The 15386-nt window shown below is 39.1% G+C and carries 20 protein-coding genes; all 20 read left to right on the top strand.

The window, feature by feature from the left end; translation table 11 throughout:
- Positions 1-69 precede the first annotated feature (69 nt).
- Complete coding sequence (locus tag AAFX28_RS15270; protein WP_408688893.1) at positions 70-1374, top strand: AAA family ATPase; 1305 nt, start codon at positions 70-72, stop codon at positions 1372-1374.
- A 133-nt stretch (positions 1375-1507) separates the two neighbouring features.
- Entirely contained in the window at positions 1508-2119 is a 612-nt protein-coding gene (locus tag AAFX28_RS15275) for a hypothetical protein (RefSeq protein WP_408688894.1), read from the top strand.
- A gap of 146 nt (positions 2120-2265) precedes the next feature.
- The gene (locus AAFX28_RS15280; protein ID WP_408688895.1) at positions 2266-3042 is read left to right on the top strand and encodes a putative phage abortive infection protein; all 777 of its coding nucleotides are present in this window, start codon (positions 2266-2268) and stop codon (positions 3040-3042) included.
- Between the two features lie 141 nt (positions 3043-3183).
- A complete protein-coding gene (locus tag AAFX28_RS15285) occupies positions 3184-3846 on the top strand; it encodes a hypothetical protein (RefSeq protein ID WP_408688897.1) in 663 nt (220 codons plus the stop codon).
- Positions 3847-3940: 94 nt separating this feature from the next.
- Positions 3941-4714, top strand: coding sequence for a hypothetical protein (locus AAFX28_RS15290; RefSeq protein WP_408688899.1), 774 nt, complete (start codon positions 3941-3943; stop codon positions 4712-4714).
- Positions 4715-4819: 105 nt separating this feature from the next.
- Complete coding sequence (locus tag AAFX28_RS15295) at positions 4820-5296, top strand: GNAT family N-acetyltransferase (protein WP_408688900.1); 477 nt, start codon at positions 4820-4822, stop codon at positions 5294-5296.
- A gap of 137 nt (positions 5297-5433) precedes the next feature.
- On the top strand, positions 5434-5850 hold the full coding sequence (locus AAFX28_RS15300; protein ID WP_408688902.1) for a GNAT family N-acetyltransferase: 417 nt from the start codon (positions 5434-5436) through the stop codon (positions 5848-5850).
- 121 nt (positions 5851-5971) lie between these two features.
- Positions 5972-6292: a DUF2834 domain-containing protein gene (locus tag AAFX28_RS15305; RefSeq protein ID WP_408690885.1), complete on the top strand. Its 321-nt coding sequence runs from the start codon at positions 5972-5974 to the stop codon at positions 6290-6292.
- Between the two features lie 198 nt (positions 6293-6490).
- Positions 6491-6895 carry a hypothetical protein gene (locus AAFX28_RS15310; protein WP_408688903.1) on the top strand — a complete coding sequence of 135 codons (405 nt, stop codon included), beginning with the start codon at positions 6491-6493 and terminating at the stop codon, positions 6893-6895.
- A 614-nt stretch (positions 6896-7509) separates the two neighbouring features.
- Positions 7510-8508, top strand: a complete 999-nt coding sequence (locus tag AAFX28_RS15315; RefSeq protein WP_408688905.1) for a hypothetical protein — start codon at positions 7510-7512, stop codon at positions 8506-8508.
- A gap of 604 nt (positions 8509-9112) precedes the next feature.
- Positions 9113-9622 carry a hypothetical protein gene (locus AAFX28_RS15320; RefSeq protein WP_408688906.1) on the top strand — a complete coding sequence of 170 codons (510 nt, stop codon included), beginning with the start codon at positions 9113-9115 and terminating at the stop codon, positions 9620-9622.
- A 209-nt stretch (positions 9623-9831) separates the two neighbouring features.
- Positions 9832-10089, top strand: coding sequence for a hypothetical protein (locus AAFX28_RS15325; RefSeq protein WP_408688907.1), 258 nt, complete (start codon positions 9832-9834; stop codon positions 10087-10089).
- Positions 10090-10299: 210 nt separating this feature from the next.
- Positions 10300-10647, top strand: coding sequence for a DUF3024 domain-containing protein (locus AAFX28_RS15330; protein WP_408688909.1), 348 nt, complete (start codon positions 10300-10302; stop codon positions 10645-10647).
- A 168-nt stretch (positions 10648-10815) separates the two neighbouring features.
- The gene (locus AAFX28_RS15335) at positions 10816-11394 is read left to right on the top strand and encodes a hypothetical protein (protein ID WP_408688910.1); all 579 of its coding nucleotides are present in this window, start codon (positions 10816-10818) and stop codon (positions 11392-11394) included.
- A 154-nt stretch (positions 11395-11548) separates the two neighbouring features.
- Positions 11549-12148, top strand: coding sequence for a hypothetical protein (locus tag AAFX28_RS15340; protein ID WP_408688912.1), 600 nt, complete (start codon positions 11549-11551; stop codon positions 12146-12148).
- A gap of 139 nt (positions 12149-12287) precedes the next feature.
- Positions 12288-12509 carry a DUF6404 family protein gene (locus AAFX28_RS15345; protein WP_408688914.1) on the top strand — a complete coding sequence of 74 codons (222 nt, stop codon included), beginning with the start codon at positions 12288-12290 and terminating at the stop codon, positions 12507-12509.
- Entirely contained in the window at positions 12494-12640 is a 147-nt protein-coding gene (locus tag AAFX28_RS15350) for a DUF6404 family protein (protein ID WP_408688916.1), read from the top strand. Before AAFX28_RS15345 ends, AAFX28_RS15350 begins: the two co-directional genes overlap by 16 nt.
- 207 nt (positions 12641-12847) lie before the next feature.
- The gene (locus AAFX28_RS15355; protein ID WP_408688918.1) at positions 12848-13408 is read left to right on the top strand and encodes a hypothetical protein; all 561 of its coding nucleotides are present in this window, start codon (positions 12848-12850) and stop codon (positions 13406-13408) included.
- A gap of 118 nt (positions 13409-13526) precedes the next feature.
- Positions 13527-14345 carry a DUF4365 domain-containing protein gene (locus AAFX28_RS15360; RefSeq protein WP_258511253.1) on the top strand — a complete coding sequence of 273 codons (819 nt, stop codon included), beginning with the start codon at positions 13527-13529 and terminating at the stop codon, positions 14343-14345.
- A gap of 609 nt (positions 14346-14954) precedes the next feature.
- Positions 14955-15326: a hypothetical protein gene (locus AAFX28_RS15365; protein WP_408688920.1), complete on the top strand. Its 372-nt coding sequence runs from the start codon at positions 14955-14957 to the stop codon at positions 15324-15326.
- The last annotated feature ends 60 nt before the right edge of the window (positions 15327-15386 follow it).

A 15386-nucleotide genomic window follows, 5' to 3' on the forward strand; every position in this document is an offset into this window, starting at 1 on the left:
AAGTTCAGTGTTTGCGCTGCTCACACGTTAATTGGGCGTTAGATTTAATAAGTACAAATAGAGACAAATATGGCTAGAAGAATTTTACCTAATCAGGTGTTCACCCCTCGAAAGTCTGAGGTTAATGCTGACATGTATGTCGATCGCTCTCAGTTAGAGGAAGAGTTGATAGATGCGCTATATGGTACTAACCATATATTGATACATGGTGAAAGTGGAACAGGGAAGTCTTGGCTTTATAAGCATACATTCTCTGATCAAAATGTCCCTTTTATGATTGCAAACCTATCAAATGCTTCACGCTTAGGTGGCTTAGAGCATGAGCTTAGCAATTTAATTCATCAAAATTCAAATGTCCGCAAAACAGGATATGAAGAAGAAAAATCTGCAGGTCTTAATGCAGGTATTGGTAGTGGTAAATTGCTTCACAAAGCAACATATGAAATTTTTCAAAAAGAGCCATTTGAAGAATGCCTAGAGCTTTTGTTTAATCAATCCCAAGGCGGTACTTCTTGTTTAGTTTTCGATAACTTTGAACAAATCTTAGATCAATCGGATATAATCCGTGAAGTTGCGAATTGCATAATCTTGTTAGACGATGATCGATACTCTAAATATAACGTCAAAATTGTTATTGTAGGCGTGCCAAATGGCATTGAGAGGTACTTTGCTTCTCAACCAAATGTATCCACGATAATCAACCGTATCACTGAGATTACTGAAGTGGGTAGCCTCTCTGATTCCCAGGCTTTGAAGCTGCCAGTAAAAGGTTTTCGTGATCTATTAGGCTATAGTTGCGATGACTATGACAAACTTGCAACTAGAATTTCATTCGCAACGAATAAAATACCGCAACAGCTACAAGAGTTGTGTTACGCCATCGCTATGCAATTGGAGAGGCATGGTGATAAAAATATAAGTAGTAGACATGTAATTAATGGTTCACATCAATGGTTCAAGCAATCCCTGTCAGGAAGTTTTGCTACAATTAACTCCATCCTAGAATTTGATGAGAGTACAACAGAGCTTACAAGGGTCTTATACGCTATTGGCCATAGTAGCCACAATGATATTAACCCGAGCTATGTCACTGGGTTGGTTCAAACTCACTTTCCTATTTTTAGTGGAAAGCTGCTTGATTATAATAAAGGTCAAAATTTAATCGATCTAATTGATGTGGAGTCAATCCTGCAAGATATTTCAAAAGCTGAAAACCCTATACTTCGATTATCTCCTAACAAAAAAACTTATCGTTTTGTTCGCCCGCAATACAGAATGTGCTTGAGAGTAATGCTTGAACTTGATCAATCGGAGTACGTTAGAATGGTCGATAGAAAACTGTTACTCCAACAGCTCACAGAGCCTGAAATCTAACAAACTGTTCAAGAGGGATTCGCAACGCGTGGCATTTTTACTATGCGTTGAATTTAGTGATTAAGGTGGTTTGCGGCGGCTGTTGTATTGCGTTGCTCACCCCTTAACAGGGCGTTATGCCTCAGGAGAAAAAATGGAAGATATTCTCACGATTTTAAAGGTTTGTAGTGCAGTGGTAGCAATTATTGCAACTTTGATTGGTGTACTAAAATTCAAGTTTACACGCCGCTCGGCAATGATAGCGGAGTATCAACATGCTAGAGCTTTTCTATCTGAGGTCGACACTTTACATCCTTACGCAAAAGACCTTGGCTTTTACACGATCGCAGGTAGTAGTTACGTAAGTTCTGCGGAAATTGAATATGCTATAAGCCTCGAAAACCCAGTTAAGTCTTTAAAATGTTATGTTAAAGGTAGAAAGTACTTTATTCCGTTTAATGAGCTTAAGTATCCCAAGCTAAAATTTAAGCCAAAATACGAGTCTCAACGAAAAAGAGTGTTCTTAACCTATTTTTATATGGTCATGTATTTGTTAATGGCTTTTGTTGCTATGTCTCCAGCTATTCTTTCCCAGTTTATAGATTATTCGTCTCTTACTGACTACGTTTCGCTATTATTGGTTAGCTTGGTGGCATTCGGATACCTCGCGTACGAAATGCTGCAACGTCATCTAGAAATTTATTTTGCGCAGTTCTTGTTTGACTCACAAGAAGTACACCGAGATCTAAAGGTAGTAAAGGCATAACAAACTGTTTAAGAGTGATTCGCAACGCGTGGCATTTTTACTATGCGTTGCGTTTAGTGTTTAAGGTGGTATGCGGGAGCTTTGGTATTGCGTTGCTCACACCTTAACAGGGCGTTAGGCTTCATCTTAGTTAGGTATTTAAATTCGTGGAAAAAACAGAAAAAATTGCATTGGGTGTGTTTGTCGGAGTAGTAGCGATATTTCTAATTTACGCTGCGTCTCTAATTTTATTAACTTGGCCTATATCTGAGTTCTCAATTAATAAATCAGGCGTATTTGGGGATAGTTTCGGAGCTCTTACTTCTATTTTCTCAGGTCTTGCATTTGCAGGTGTGGTTTGGACAATTGTCTCCCAACGTGAAGAGTTAAAGGTCACTAGGGATGAGCTTAAAAACCAAGGGTTTGAAAATGCTTTTTTCCAAATGTTGAAATTACACAATCAAATCATTAATGAAATAGACTTAGTGAATACCCGTAAAGAGGCTGGAGTGGTTAGGACTGCAGGTAGGGATTGTTTTGTAACCTTCGTTAACCGTTTCTTTGAGCACTACGATGCACAAGTTAGAAAGGATGATGACCTCGAGGGTGAAACAAACCGACTTTATGCAGCTTATTCGAGTTTCTGGGATGATAATGGGCATGAACTAGCTCACTACTTTAGATTTTTGTATAACATCTTTAAGTTTATTGATGAAAGTGAAATTAAAAATAAGCAATTTTACTCTCGCCTGGTACGGGCTCAGTTGTCTGATCAAGAGTTGATTCTTATCTACTACAATAGCTTCGGTCCATATGGGAAAAAATTTCAGTCTTATATAGAAACATTTCAGTTAATGGATAACCTACAAAAATCATACGTAATTCATGAATCACATATGACGCTTATTAGTGATAAAGTGAAGTTCTGTGAACCAGAAGCCTAACAAACTGTTCAAGAGGGATTCGCAACGCGTGGCATTTTCACTATGCGTTGGCTTTAGTGTTTAAGGTGGTATGCGGCGGCATCGGTATTGCGTTGCTCACCCCTTAACAGGGCGTTAGGCTTCTCATGGAACGAGGTACTCATGATAAAACTGGTTTGGCTTTTAGTGAGATTCGCAATAGTGTATTTACTATTAGGAGTAATTATTGGTGTTTTAATATTAACCAATAGTTCGACTCCGAGATTCTTCTCTTTAGAAGTCGATGTCATTGGTTGGATTAGCATATTTTGGTGTGTTGTTGCTTATGTCTTGGTTCGGTTTGAACCTACGAAAGAAGCCGGAAAGCTTTTGTTCGTAAGCACACTAGGTGCGCTGGTTCTCTTAATGTATATTAAAGAACATTTCTGGCTTCAAGAGATGAGAATCCATGCTTGGACAGCATTTTTTGCGGTCATATTTGCGATCTCATTATTGTTTTTCGTCTTACCTCATCGGAATTTAAAACCACTATTATTTCTTTTACCTGTATCGGCATGTTCTTGGTTTTTAGTATGGGTGGGTTATAGACCGGCTAGTTTGGTTATTGAGATACTGGGAGCTGAAGGGAAACTACCAGAAGAGAACATAAACAAGGTCCTTGAGTTTATGCCTGAGGTTTTTCTTAGCTGTTTAACTTCGGGGGCTTTTATGGTTTGTTTAATTATGCCCTTTTATATTTTTGCAAGGTGGGGGCATGACCCGAAAGGCACCTACCAAAGCCTAACAAAGCGTTTAAGACAGATTCGCAACGCTCGGCATTTTTAGTTTGAATCAAGTATAGTGTTTACGGTGGTATGGTTAGGTTTCGTGGTTGCGTTGCTCACTACTTAACGCGGCGTTATGATTTTTAAGGAAAGTTATGTCACTAGAAATAATTACGGCTGGTCTTACTGGTGCTTTAAGTGGTGCTGCCATATCCTTTCTATTGAAAACATGGTTTAAGACTCGGTTAGAAAACAGTATTAAGCACGAGTACGATAAGAAGTTATACAAGCATAAAAGCCAAATTGAACAGAGTATTGGTGTCGCGAATTTCATTCATGCAACTAACATCAATCGAACACAGGTTTCTTACGAGAAAAGCATTGAAGCCATCGATAAGCTTTGGTGCGGTTTGCTTGAAATCAATTCCACAAAACCCCTGTTATTAACATACGCTGATTTACTTGTAGATGAGGAGTTCGGGGTAGATTTTGGTACGTGTGATGTAAAACACTTCCCTGAAATATTTGATAGTGATATCACGAAAATGATGGCGGACAGTTTTGAATTGGAGAAGCATCGTTTGTATTGCGGTGAGCATCTTTGGTCAATTTTCTTTATGTATAGGCAACTTATCGGGCGTGTTTCAGTACTTATTAAAAAGGGAAGAGAACAAGGCAATGTGCCTCATTGGTGGAAAGACCAAATTTGTCTATTCATTATAGATACGATGCTATGCGAGCAAGAAAAAGTAGAATTTCTAAGTCAAAAAGCAGGTAAACTAAGTTGGCTAACCAAGAATCTAGAAAAGAAATATTTAACATCCGCTAATAAAGTTATCGTTGGCGATGAGTCTATTAGCTATGACATTGAGCGCTCTCTGGCAGTAGTAAGTCGTCTTGAGGAAGCATTGAGAAAACAAAAATCATAACAAAGCATTTAAGAGTGATTCGCAACGCTTGGCAGTTTCGCTTCGCTCAAGTATAGCCAAGCGCTGCTCACACCTTAATGCGGCGTTATAACCTTAGAGGGAAAAATGGAACTGAGAGCATTTGAAAAAGAAGACCATGACCTACTTATCGGGTGGATCGACTCGGATAAATTGAACTATCAATGGGGTGGTCCAAACTTTGAGTTTCCATTGGATTCAGTGCAAATTTCTAACCATTGTTCTCAAGAGCAAGTTTTTCCCTTTATCTTCGTTGTTGCAGGTCAGAGTGCTGGCTATGTTGAACTATTCAAAGTTTCAGCGTCACATTTCAGAATTTGCCGCGTATTTGTTTCGGACAGCTTTCGTGGAAAGGGCGTTTCAAAGCTCATGCTTGGTCAGTTAGTTGAGCTAGCAAAAGAAAAATACAGCGCTAGCTTACTATCATTGGCCGTATTTGAACGAAACATAGTTGCGAGAAATTGCTATGAGTCTCTTGGTTTCACCGTGGCATCGCGTGAAAATGGCTCTCGTTCTTTCGACGGTGAGGTTTGGGGTCTTTTACGCATGGAAAAACGGTTATAACAAAGCGTTTAAGACGGATTCACAACGCTTGGCATTTTGGGTTTGCTTCAATTTAAGTGTTTACGGCACAATACTTTAAGCGCAGTGGTATGCGTTGCTCACCACTTAACGCGGCGTTATGTGATAAGGAGGTCACATTGAATATCGAATACAAGGTTAATCAGCAGATCTCGGCTGATGAGTTTATATGCTTGCTCAGGCGCTCAACATTAGGAGAGCGTAGACCGATAGAAAATATCGAATGTATCAACGGTATGTTGAATAATAGCAACCTCATAGTCACTGCTTGGGATGGTTCTAAACTAGTTGGCATTGCTCGTTCTATTACGGATTTCCATTATTGCTGTTATCTGTCCGACCTAGCGGTTGATGAAGCATACCAAAGGGCGGGAGTAGGCAAGCAGTTACAAGTTCAAACTCAATCCCAAATAGAGCCTACATGTAAATTGTTTTTAATCGCCGCACCAGCAGCTAATGACTATTATGGAAAAATTGGCTACACCAAAAACAATCGCTGTTGGGTATTGGATCGTGGTAGTGAAATTATCACATAACAAAGCATTTAAGAGTGATTCGCATCGCTTGGCGGTTTCGCTTCGCTCAAGCATAGCCAAGCGTCGCTCACACCTTAATGCGGCGTTAGGGCTTACTACAAAAAATTGCAAGGATGGCGAAATGGTAAGGTTTTATTTAGTTCTTACTTTGTTAGGAATATTGCTGCCCTATGGAGCTTTGGTTCCTTGGCTAGTTGCTCATGGCTTAGATATTAGTCTTTTGTTCAGTGAAGCGGTGGCAAACCCCATTAGTATAATGGCTTGGCTTGATGTCTTAGTTGGTGCGATTGCTCTGATAGGTTTTATCTTAGTGGATGGGCAAAAACACAACGTGAAGTATCGATATTTTGCAGTGTTGGGAACTTTGTCAGTTGGCGTATCGTTTGGGCTTCCAATGTATCTTTACTTCAAAGAAAAACAGTCCCTTCAGCCACAGCCCTAACAATAAATTTAAGAGTGATTCACAACGCTTGGCGCCATCACTTCAAGTCAGTTTAGTGTTTATGGCACAATGCTTTAGGTATGGTGTCAGCGTTGTTCACACCTTAATTTGGCGTTATACGAAATCATCATTTACATAGTTGAGAGTTAACAATTGGATATCTTAGGAATTTTTAAAGACTACATATTTGCAGTCCTAATGGCACTGTTTTTAGCTTACATTGCTTATCAACAGTTGGTAACTAACCGTCAGAAACTCAAACTAGACCTCTACAATAAGAGATTCGAGGTATATACAGCTACGTTAAAGTTTTACCAAGAATTAATAGGTGATGGTGTTACCTCAGAAACTCACAAGGGCTTCATCGAGAAAAAGGAAGCTGCCAAGTTCTTGTTCTCAGAAGATGCATCAATTTACGAACTGCTCAATGAATTGCACGAAAAGTCATTTAAGGTAAGAGCTTTCAAAGGGCATCGTGAAGAACTCGAGTCCAACCCTGAAATATTCAGCAAAGCGGCACAAGAGTCTCTAGAGGTAGTTAACTGGTCAGTCGAAGCAGTCAAATCTCTAAGCAGTAAATTAGAGAAATATTTAAACATGTAGCAAGTTTCGTATAACAAAGCATTTAAGAGTGATTCGCAACGCTTGGCAGTTTCGCTTCGCTCAAGTATAGCCAAGCGCCGCTCACACCTTAATGCGGCGTTAGTTGCCAAAGAAGAAAAATTAAATAAATCAGCAAATTTAGGGCTAATTTCAGTGTGTTTTTGACTAGGTTTTCGTGTTTCACCTTCTGGCTTCTCGAGTCGGTGATAGTGTTGTTTTGGTTAGTGTTTCGCTGGATTTTCTGTTTCAGAAACTGATTCGTTCGTTGAAACTCAGCTCTGTTGCTTAGTCTTTCCAAAAGTGTTCTTTGGGGTTCAAAGCCCGTTTCCTGCGGCGTTGTAAATTCCAAGTGGTTTCAGTGACAGTTGTTTTGAATCTGCGCCTGACTTAGTTTTTCCAAAGTACGTAAAGGCAGTGTTCGCAAAGTCTCAATGAATTTCAAAGTAACTTCTTTGGGTAGGCAACTAACAAACAATTTAAGCAGATTCGTAACGCTCGGCAATTTGGGTTTGAACTAGCTTTAGTGATTAGGGCACAATGTTCTGGTTAAGTGGTAGCGTTACTCACTACTTAATTGGGCGTTAGTTGACTCCTCGAATATAGAGATAATTTGAATGAATAATGAACAAATAATCATGGCTAAAAGCCAAGATGGGCTAGCTATTGTTGAGCTTGATAAAAATTGCAATATTACAAGCTTTGTCTCGGTTGGAGGTATTCAGGAAAAACAAGGCTACACGTATAAGGAAGTGCCCGTTGATGCTCTAATTGAAGTAAAAAGTAATCAATATCCAACAAAATTATATAAATATAAAAATGATAAAATTTACTTACCTGTAAGTAGAAAAGCGGTTTTTAATATGAAATCTTGGTTAAGTAATAAGTGCCATGACTTGAAACATTGGTATAAGAAGAGTTCGCTATCTGAATTCTTTTACGTCATAAATATTTTGCTTTTACCTCTGGTTCTTTTGTCACTTGTTGCAGCTTTAGCTGCATCATACATCGCAGTTTTAGCCTTAGGATATATAAATCAAAGTTTGGGAAGTAATACTGTTGGTGATTTTATAGCAATTTTTATCCCAACATTGACAGTGTTTATAACACTACTAGGTATATATACAACTCTAAAAGAAACTAGGCTTATCTCTGAAAATCAAAAGAAAGCAGCAGTAAAACCTATAATTTCCATTGTAAATAACGGAACTCCAGAAGGTAAACCAGATCATACCCAAATAATATGTCTCGACTCTGCTGAAGGGGACTTTCTACGTTCAGAGATTAAAGTTGAAAATGTTGGGTTAGCGACAGCAAGAAATATTCTATTATTTCGTGTAGAAGGTAACAGAAAAACAGTACATCATTATGGTTTCTCACTGAAGTTCCTTAAACCAGAGCAAACTGATATTGTTGAAGTTCAGTTATCAAAAAGTTCTAGTCTAAGAGACTTTATCCTCTACTCAAGGTGTGAGAATGTCTATGGCGATGCGATTTTCCATGCACACCACTTTTATGCTAAGACAAATGGTGAGAATGTATTTCATATGCAGGACAGACAACTTACGAGACAAACAAAAGAGTTACGTATGTTAGAAAAATTGTTTAATTTATAAAGTCAACTAACAAAGCATTTAAGAGTGATTCGCAACGCTTGGCATTTTCGCTTCGCTCAAGTATAGCCAAGCGCTGCTCACACCTTAATGCGGCGTTAGTTGCCAATGAAGAAAAAAGTAGCTAAATCAGCAAGTTTTAGGACTAATGCCAGTGTGTTTTTTGCTAAGGTTCCGTGTTCCACCTTTTAGCTTTCCAAATTGGTGATAGTTTAGCTCTGGTTGATGTGTCGTTGGGGTTCCTGTTTCAGAAGCACTTTTACTCGTTGAGACTCTGCTCTATTGCTTAGTTTTTCCAAAAGCTTTCTTTGTTGCTTAAAGTCCGTTTTCTGCGTCGCTGTAAATTCCAAGTAGTTTCAGTGACAGTCGCTTTGAAACTGCGCCTGATTTGAACTTATCAAGTCAGGAAAGGGCAGTGTTGGCAAAGTCTCAATGAGCTTCAAATCCAAGGCTTAGGGCAGGCAACTAACAAACAATTTAAGCAGATTCGTAACGCTTGGCATTTTTGGTTTGAATTAGCTTTAGTGATTACGGCACAATAGTTTAGGTTCGGTGGTCGCGTTGCTCACTACTTAACGCGGCGTTAGGCATATACGAGGAAACATAAATGGAAGCTGTTACTTGGGGATTTGTAGGAACTATTGTTGGAGCTTTGGCAAGTATCGCAACAACAGCTATAGCTAGCTGGAGTTCTCATGTTTTGAGTAATAAAGTTAAAGAACACGAAAAGCAGGAAATTGCCAATGCATTTCAAAGAGAAACAGTTTTAGAACTCCAAACTGAACTTTTAGAGTACTTTCGATCGTGTAGTCAGATCTATAGAAACGACAAAGTTAATTTTGAAAATACTGGTAAATGGGGTTACTCAATACCGGATAAGTTAGACGAGAAAAATCGTGTTTTGAATGCTAAAACAGCAATCTTGATTCAACGATTATCCAATGACGAACTTAGAGTTAGTCTGAGGGCTTTGAAAGATGACTTTGCCAAATGTCTAATGGCGGATAACGAACTTGAAGCAGCTTCATATCACAGAAAGGCTGTTGAGGGTTACGATACAGCTAGTGAGCTACTTGGCAAAGTATTGAGATCTACGTATTGGCAACCAAATGCCTAACAAGCAATTTAAGAGGGATTCTCAACGCTTGGCATTTTTCCTTCTACTTCAATTTTAGTGTTTATGGCACAATGCTTTAGGTGTCGGTGGCAGCGTTGTTCACCCCTTAATTGGGCGTTAAATGGCATTGTGAGGAATATCGATTATCCCAACATAAATAGCATTCGAACATAAGATAATGCGTAAATTATCGACAAGGCAAATTGATTATGAGAATGCTGTTTATTAACCCTTACGGGATGCTATTTACCATTATTGGTTTAGCTATCTTAGCTTTTGCAATCTGGTTCGTACTTGGTGGAATCACCTCTGGAATGGTTGCGACTTTGTCTGCAAGCACGCTAGCAACTATATCATTAGGCGCTGCCCTAATTGTTTCTATTGGTCTTTTTATCTTTATGGGGGTGTGGGCTTTATTGATTATTCTTCCAGCAGGTGGGTGGTTACTAGCCTTGTCAAAACCGTAAAATAGCCAATTAACAATAAATTTAAGAGTGATTCACAACGCTCGGCGCTTTCACTTCAAGCCAGTTTAGTGTTTATGGCACAATGGGTTAGGTAAGGTGTAAGCGTTGTTCACACCTTAATTTGGCGTTATGCGCTTTCGTGAAAGTTGGACTAGCCAGTTGCTAGAATGAGTCGTAAACTTAGCCTAAACAGAAGCTTAGGTGATAAAAATGGCATTTTCTGAAATTGAGCATAAACGGTATGAAAAAGCAGTCGAGAAGTACCTCGATTCTTGTCGTCCACCTGTAGAAATTCGTAATGAGCTGGATTTTGGCTTTCGTATTCAAGATCAAGCAATAGAAATTTTTGAAGTCAGGCCAAAATGGAATGACCCTTCTGAAAAAATTGAGAGTTCGGTAGTTAAAGCTAAATACTATAAATCTAGAAATGAATGGAAAGTTTACTGGATGAAATCAGACCTGAAGTGGCATTCTTACGAGCCAGTGCCAGAGGTTAAAACTCTCGAAGTTCTCTTTGAAGTTTTAGAAGCTGATACATATGGTTGCTTTTGGGGTTAAATCCAACCACGCGCATAACAAAGCATTTAAGAGTGATTCGCAACGCTTGGCGGTTTCGCTTCGCTCAAGTATAGCCAAGCGTCGCTCACACCTTAATGCGGCGTTATGCTACAAATCTGGTACGGCGTTCTCTACAATGCGAGTGTTGTAATCAATATGAGTAAAGAGATGAATCCAGTACTAGCAGAAATTCTTTTACAATTAGCAGGCGCAGCTTTGGCTAAATTGGAGAAAGATGAAGAATTACAAGATCAGGTTATTTCTAAGTTTCAAGGTTTAGCAGACCTGATTCAAGAGAAGACTGGTAATGTTAATATCCATGACATAGACACCGCCATCCAACTATCTTTTGATACAGCTGTTAAGCGGGATAAACAGACTATATGTGAAATACTATCTGTCATTACTACTCTTTATGCGACGACAGATGTTAAACGAGGTGCGATATGCGGCGGGACATTGCTAAAATTCTTTGGTGAAGATGTTTTCCCTCATATCGATAAGCGCGAACTTCGTTTTGCAAAGCCTATAAACCAAAAGGTTTATCAAAATGTTTTAGCTACTGTATCGGCTAACTTTGATGAGCAGGTTTCAGATTACTTAATCAAAGATTATGCCGACTTCTCAAAGGTTACTCCTAATTCATCTGGCTATTTTGGTACAACAGGAGGGGCTATTGATAGCTTGTTAAGACCAGTAATGCAAAACGGTTCTAGTATTTTTAAGTTTGTAAAGTCTATTTTTTAACAAAAATGTAGCATAACAAAGCATTTAAGAGTGATTCGCAACGCTTGGCAGTTTCGCTTCGCTCAAGTATAGCCAAGCGTCGCTCACACCTTAATGCGGCGTTAGCATTATCAAAACAAATTCAAACTCAATTGAGACAGTTGTACGGCAAGTTATGCAGAAATTTCCAGAAATGACATACAAGGAAGCAATAGCTAGATACCTCTATATGGCAGTGCCAAGTGGTGTACTTGCTATTCCTTTTGCGCTTATGGAATTAAGTGCTGATTCAAATATTACTAGCTTTGCATGTTCATCAATTGGAAGCTTTTTCTCGTTGAGTTTGCTGATACTTTATATTTCCGTATTTATACTTGTTCTGGGTGTCTTGCTATTGTGCAGAACCAATCGTACTTTTATCACAGACAAACTAAAGAATGTCTTAGTGTTTTACTCTGAAACTACTTTCGGGCTAGTTGCCTTTACATCAGGTGTGCTTTTTGTTCTTGCCCTTGTGTACCCTGTGAGTAAAGACTATGAACTTTCACAAGGGTTACGGGTTGTCTTTTGGTTTATTATTTTTGGCTTTCTGTGGTTACCAATAGCCAAGTGGGTTATGTCGATCAACAGTGATACAGGTCGTTGGCTAGGTATTTTTCCTTTCCCTTGGTCTCATGATGTTACTGTTGCATTTATTGGGCTTGCTTGCATTATCAGTTCTCCGTGGTTTTGTTATGAAATGATTCAAGGCATGACAACAGTGCAGTGTTCGTAAATAATGCTAACAAAGCATTTAAGAGTGATTCGCAACGCTTGGCAGTTTCGCTTCGCTCAAGTATAGCCAAGCGTCGCTCACACCTTAATGCGGCGTTAGGTTTCTCCGCGGGAAATATCGAATTCGAGGATTTTAGATCATGGATTATGAAGCGAAGCTACGACTTGCTCACAAAGAATTAAATGACAAAGGCGTTTGGAAGTCGAATTACAATCCACCAATTGTAAAGTGGTTACGTAAATTTGGAATGTGTTTTCCGCCACCTTATTACCAAAGTTATTTTGTAAACGTGGTGCTTTGTGTGACTTTTTTGCTCCTGTATGGGGGATCTTTCAATGGTTTTTCGTGTGGAACGAGTTAGGTAAACCATTTTTAGAAGCAGTTTTCATCTCGTTACTTGTTGGCACTTTGTTTGGCTTTATTATGGCAACCTTCTACTACATTAGACGTAAGCAATTAAATCTAACAGATTGGGGTTCATTGGGAGAATAAGCCCAAAACCTAACAAAGCATTCAAGAGTGATTCCCAACGCATGGCATTTTTCATTCCAATTTTGAGTGCAGTGTTTACGGTGGTATGGTTGGGTTTCGTGGCTGCGTTGCTCACACCTTAATTTGGCGTTATGCTACCTATTTGATAATGGGGTTAAAGTTAGGTAATTTAGACCATCATTTGCCGCAATCAAGCAGGAGCTATTGATGAAATTTGTGTTTGTAGACGCAGAGAATGTTGGAGTGAAAGGAGTTGAACGAGTCAAAGCGACTCTAGCAGATAAAGTCTTTGTTTTTTCCAAATCAAACGGAATTAAGCAATATTGTGAAAAAGAGCTATTTCATCACCTTTCTGATTATCCAAGTGGCCAGAACCAAGCTGATTTCTATATCATTTCGTATCTATCGCGTGTACTTTCAACGTTAGAACAGCAAGCTCTTGCTTCTGCTCACTTTGAACTATTTAGTAATGATGAAAGCTTAATTTCAGCTTTTGATTTTCAATGCAAAAAGTTGGGCGCTAAGTTCAGAATTGCTAGGACAAAAAACGAAGTTGTTGTTCCTATTGTCCCTAATGTAAAACCTAACTCTGTATCAGCAGAACAAAAAATATATGCAGCGTTAGAGTCACCGAAAAATCTAGATCCTAGTTTTCAAGAGCAGTTGGGCTTATCACGCCAAGTATTTACTAAAGCGGTAAATACCCTTTCTAGTAGCAACAAAATAAAACGCTCTGAGACAGATAAGAAAAAATGGGTTCAGTGTTAGCGCTAGCATAACAAAGCATTTAAGAGTGATTCGCAACGCTTGGCGCTTTCGCTTCGCTCAAGTATAGCCAAGCGTCGTTCACACCTTAATGCGGCGTTAGGTAAATTGGAGAGACTTGGTGGAATATACAAAAAGAAATCGTGTTGGTGATGCAGGCGAGTACTACTTTGCCTACCACATAACTCAAAACTTAAAGTGGCCTTGTCGATTATTGGATGTAGATTTGGGAATTGATGCCCAGATTGAGGTACTTGATGACCAGCATCGAGTTACAGGTAAATTTGTTCTTGCTCAAGTAAAAGCAACTAGTAACGGCACTAGATCTGTACCAATAAAAAAGAAGCATTTTACATATTGGAAGTCAATTAAAGAGCCCGTAATTCTTGTGTTTGTCGATGTTGACTCTAAAGATGTGTTCTATAAAGCAATGACAAAAACATATATTAAGTCATCACTGAAAAAATTATCGGGTCAAAGCTTATCCGTAAGTTTTGATTCGTCTGATGTGCTTGATGCTTCAAGTATTCCGGATCTTAGGAAGTTGTCGTTACTTGAGCCAATTAACCTTTATAAGAAGCAATATAAAAAAATAGTTAAATTAATCGGCAATTTAAATGATCTTATTATCTGTAAATCGACTAGGTGCCATGATGATTGCTTTTGTGAATTAGAATCACGCGATGACTTTGACCTTGATCTTGTTGAGTCGATAGTAAATGATGCTCGTGAGATTCGAGACCAAGTATATGAAATAGAGAAGCATCTATTTAAGCACCAAGATATCTATAACGATATCCAGATTATGGATAGCCAAATGAAAAAAAGTTATGCGGCTGTTCAAGCTAAAGTGGAAGAACTAGTTGACACGACCGGCGCTGCTGAAGGGCCATATGCTATTGAGTATAGCGCAGGTGAATTAGAACTAAATGGTGTTTAAATTTACCTAACAAAGCATTTAAGAGTGATTCGCAACGCTTGGCAGTTTCGCTTCGCTCAAGTATAGCCAAGCGCCGCTCACACCTTAATGCGGCGTTAGGTTAAAGACATCGTTTGCGGGTATTTGCTCTTTCCCCACCTAGACCCGTTCAGGGAATCTCAGTTTCATTTTTGGGGCGCTGTAGTCGCATATCAGACTAGCCCCTGGTTGTAAGCTTCTTAGTCAGGCTCTCATGGTATTAGCTTGTCGTTAATTGGGGAGTCACTTCGTTTGAAAGGCGCAATTCAAATTGAAGTTTTTGAGTGTGAAGTTCCGTGGAGACTTCACGTTTGGCGGTTTTGGTTAGGTTCAAGTCAATACAAAGGGCGGTCACAGTTTATCGCTTGAAATTGGCTTTGAAACTAAGCTTACACCAGTAGCATGGTTTGTGGTTATGTTTTGTAGTAAATTAATTCAAAATCAATAACCTAACAAAACGTTTAAGAGGGATTCACAACGTTCGGCGTTTTTGCTCTGGTTGGGTTTTGGTGTTTACGGAATAAAGGTTAGGTTGGGCGGCCATCGTTGTTCACCCCTTAACGTGGCGTTATGAAGCAAATTGGAGTCTCAATGAAAAAACTGGAAATGAGAGGTCTTGCTCCTTGGCCATTGGTCCCTTTAGTCAGTCAGATTGCAGTTGTTTTAAACTCGGGCTACCTAGTTTTCAGCAGTGATAGTAGAGAAGATAAGGTGGTATCAGTCGTTTTTCTGCTCATTTTTATGCTATTTTCGTTAGATCGCACTCTTATCGCAATGTTGACTGCAATTCCAAGCTATCGCCGTATTTACCTTTTAACAGTGGGTATGTTTTTGTTAGTTACATATGCCGCCTTTAGCTATCATTTTGTTGGTCTCGGTACATCAGTTTCCATAGTGTGGTTGGGTTTTAGCTTTTTCTACACTAGAAAAACTTATGGTCGTAACAATGATGCCTTGGTGTAAGTTCTTGCTACATAACAAGAAATTTAAGAGTGATTCACAACGCTCGGCGCTTTCACTTCA

It is taken from the genome of Vibrio sp. TBV020 (assembly GCF_046056895.1).
Classification (GTDB): Bacteria; Pseudomonadota; Gammaproteobacteria; order Enterobacterales; family Vibrionaceae; genus Vibrio.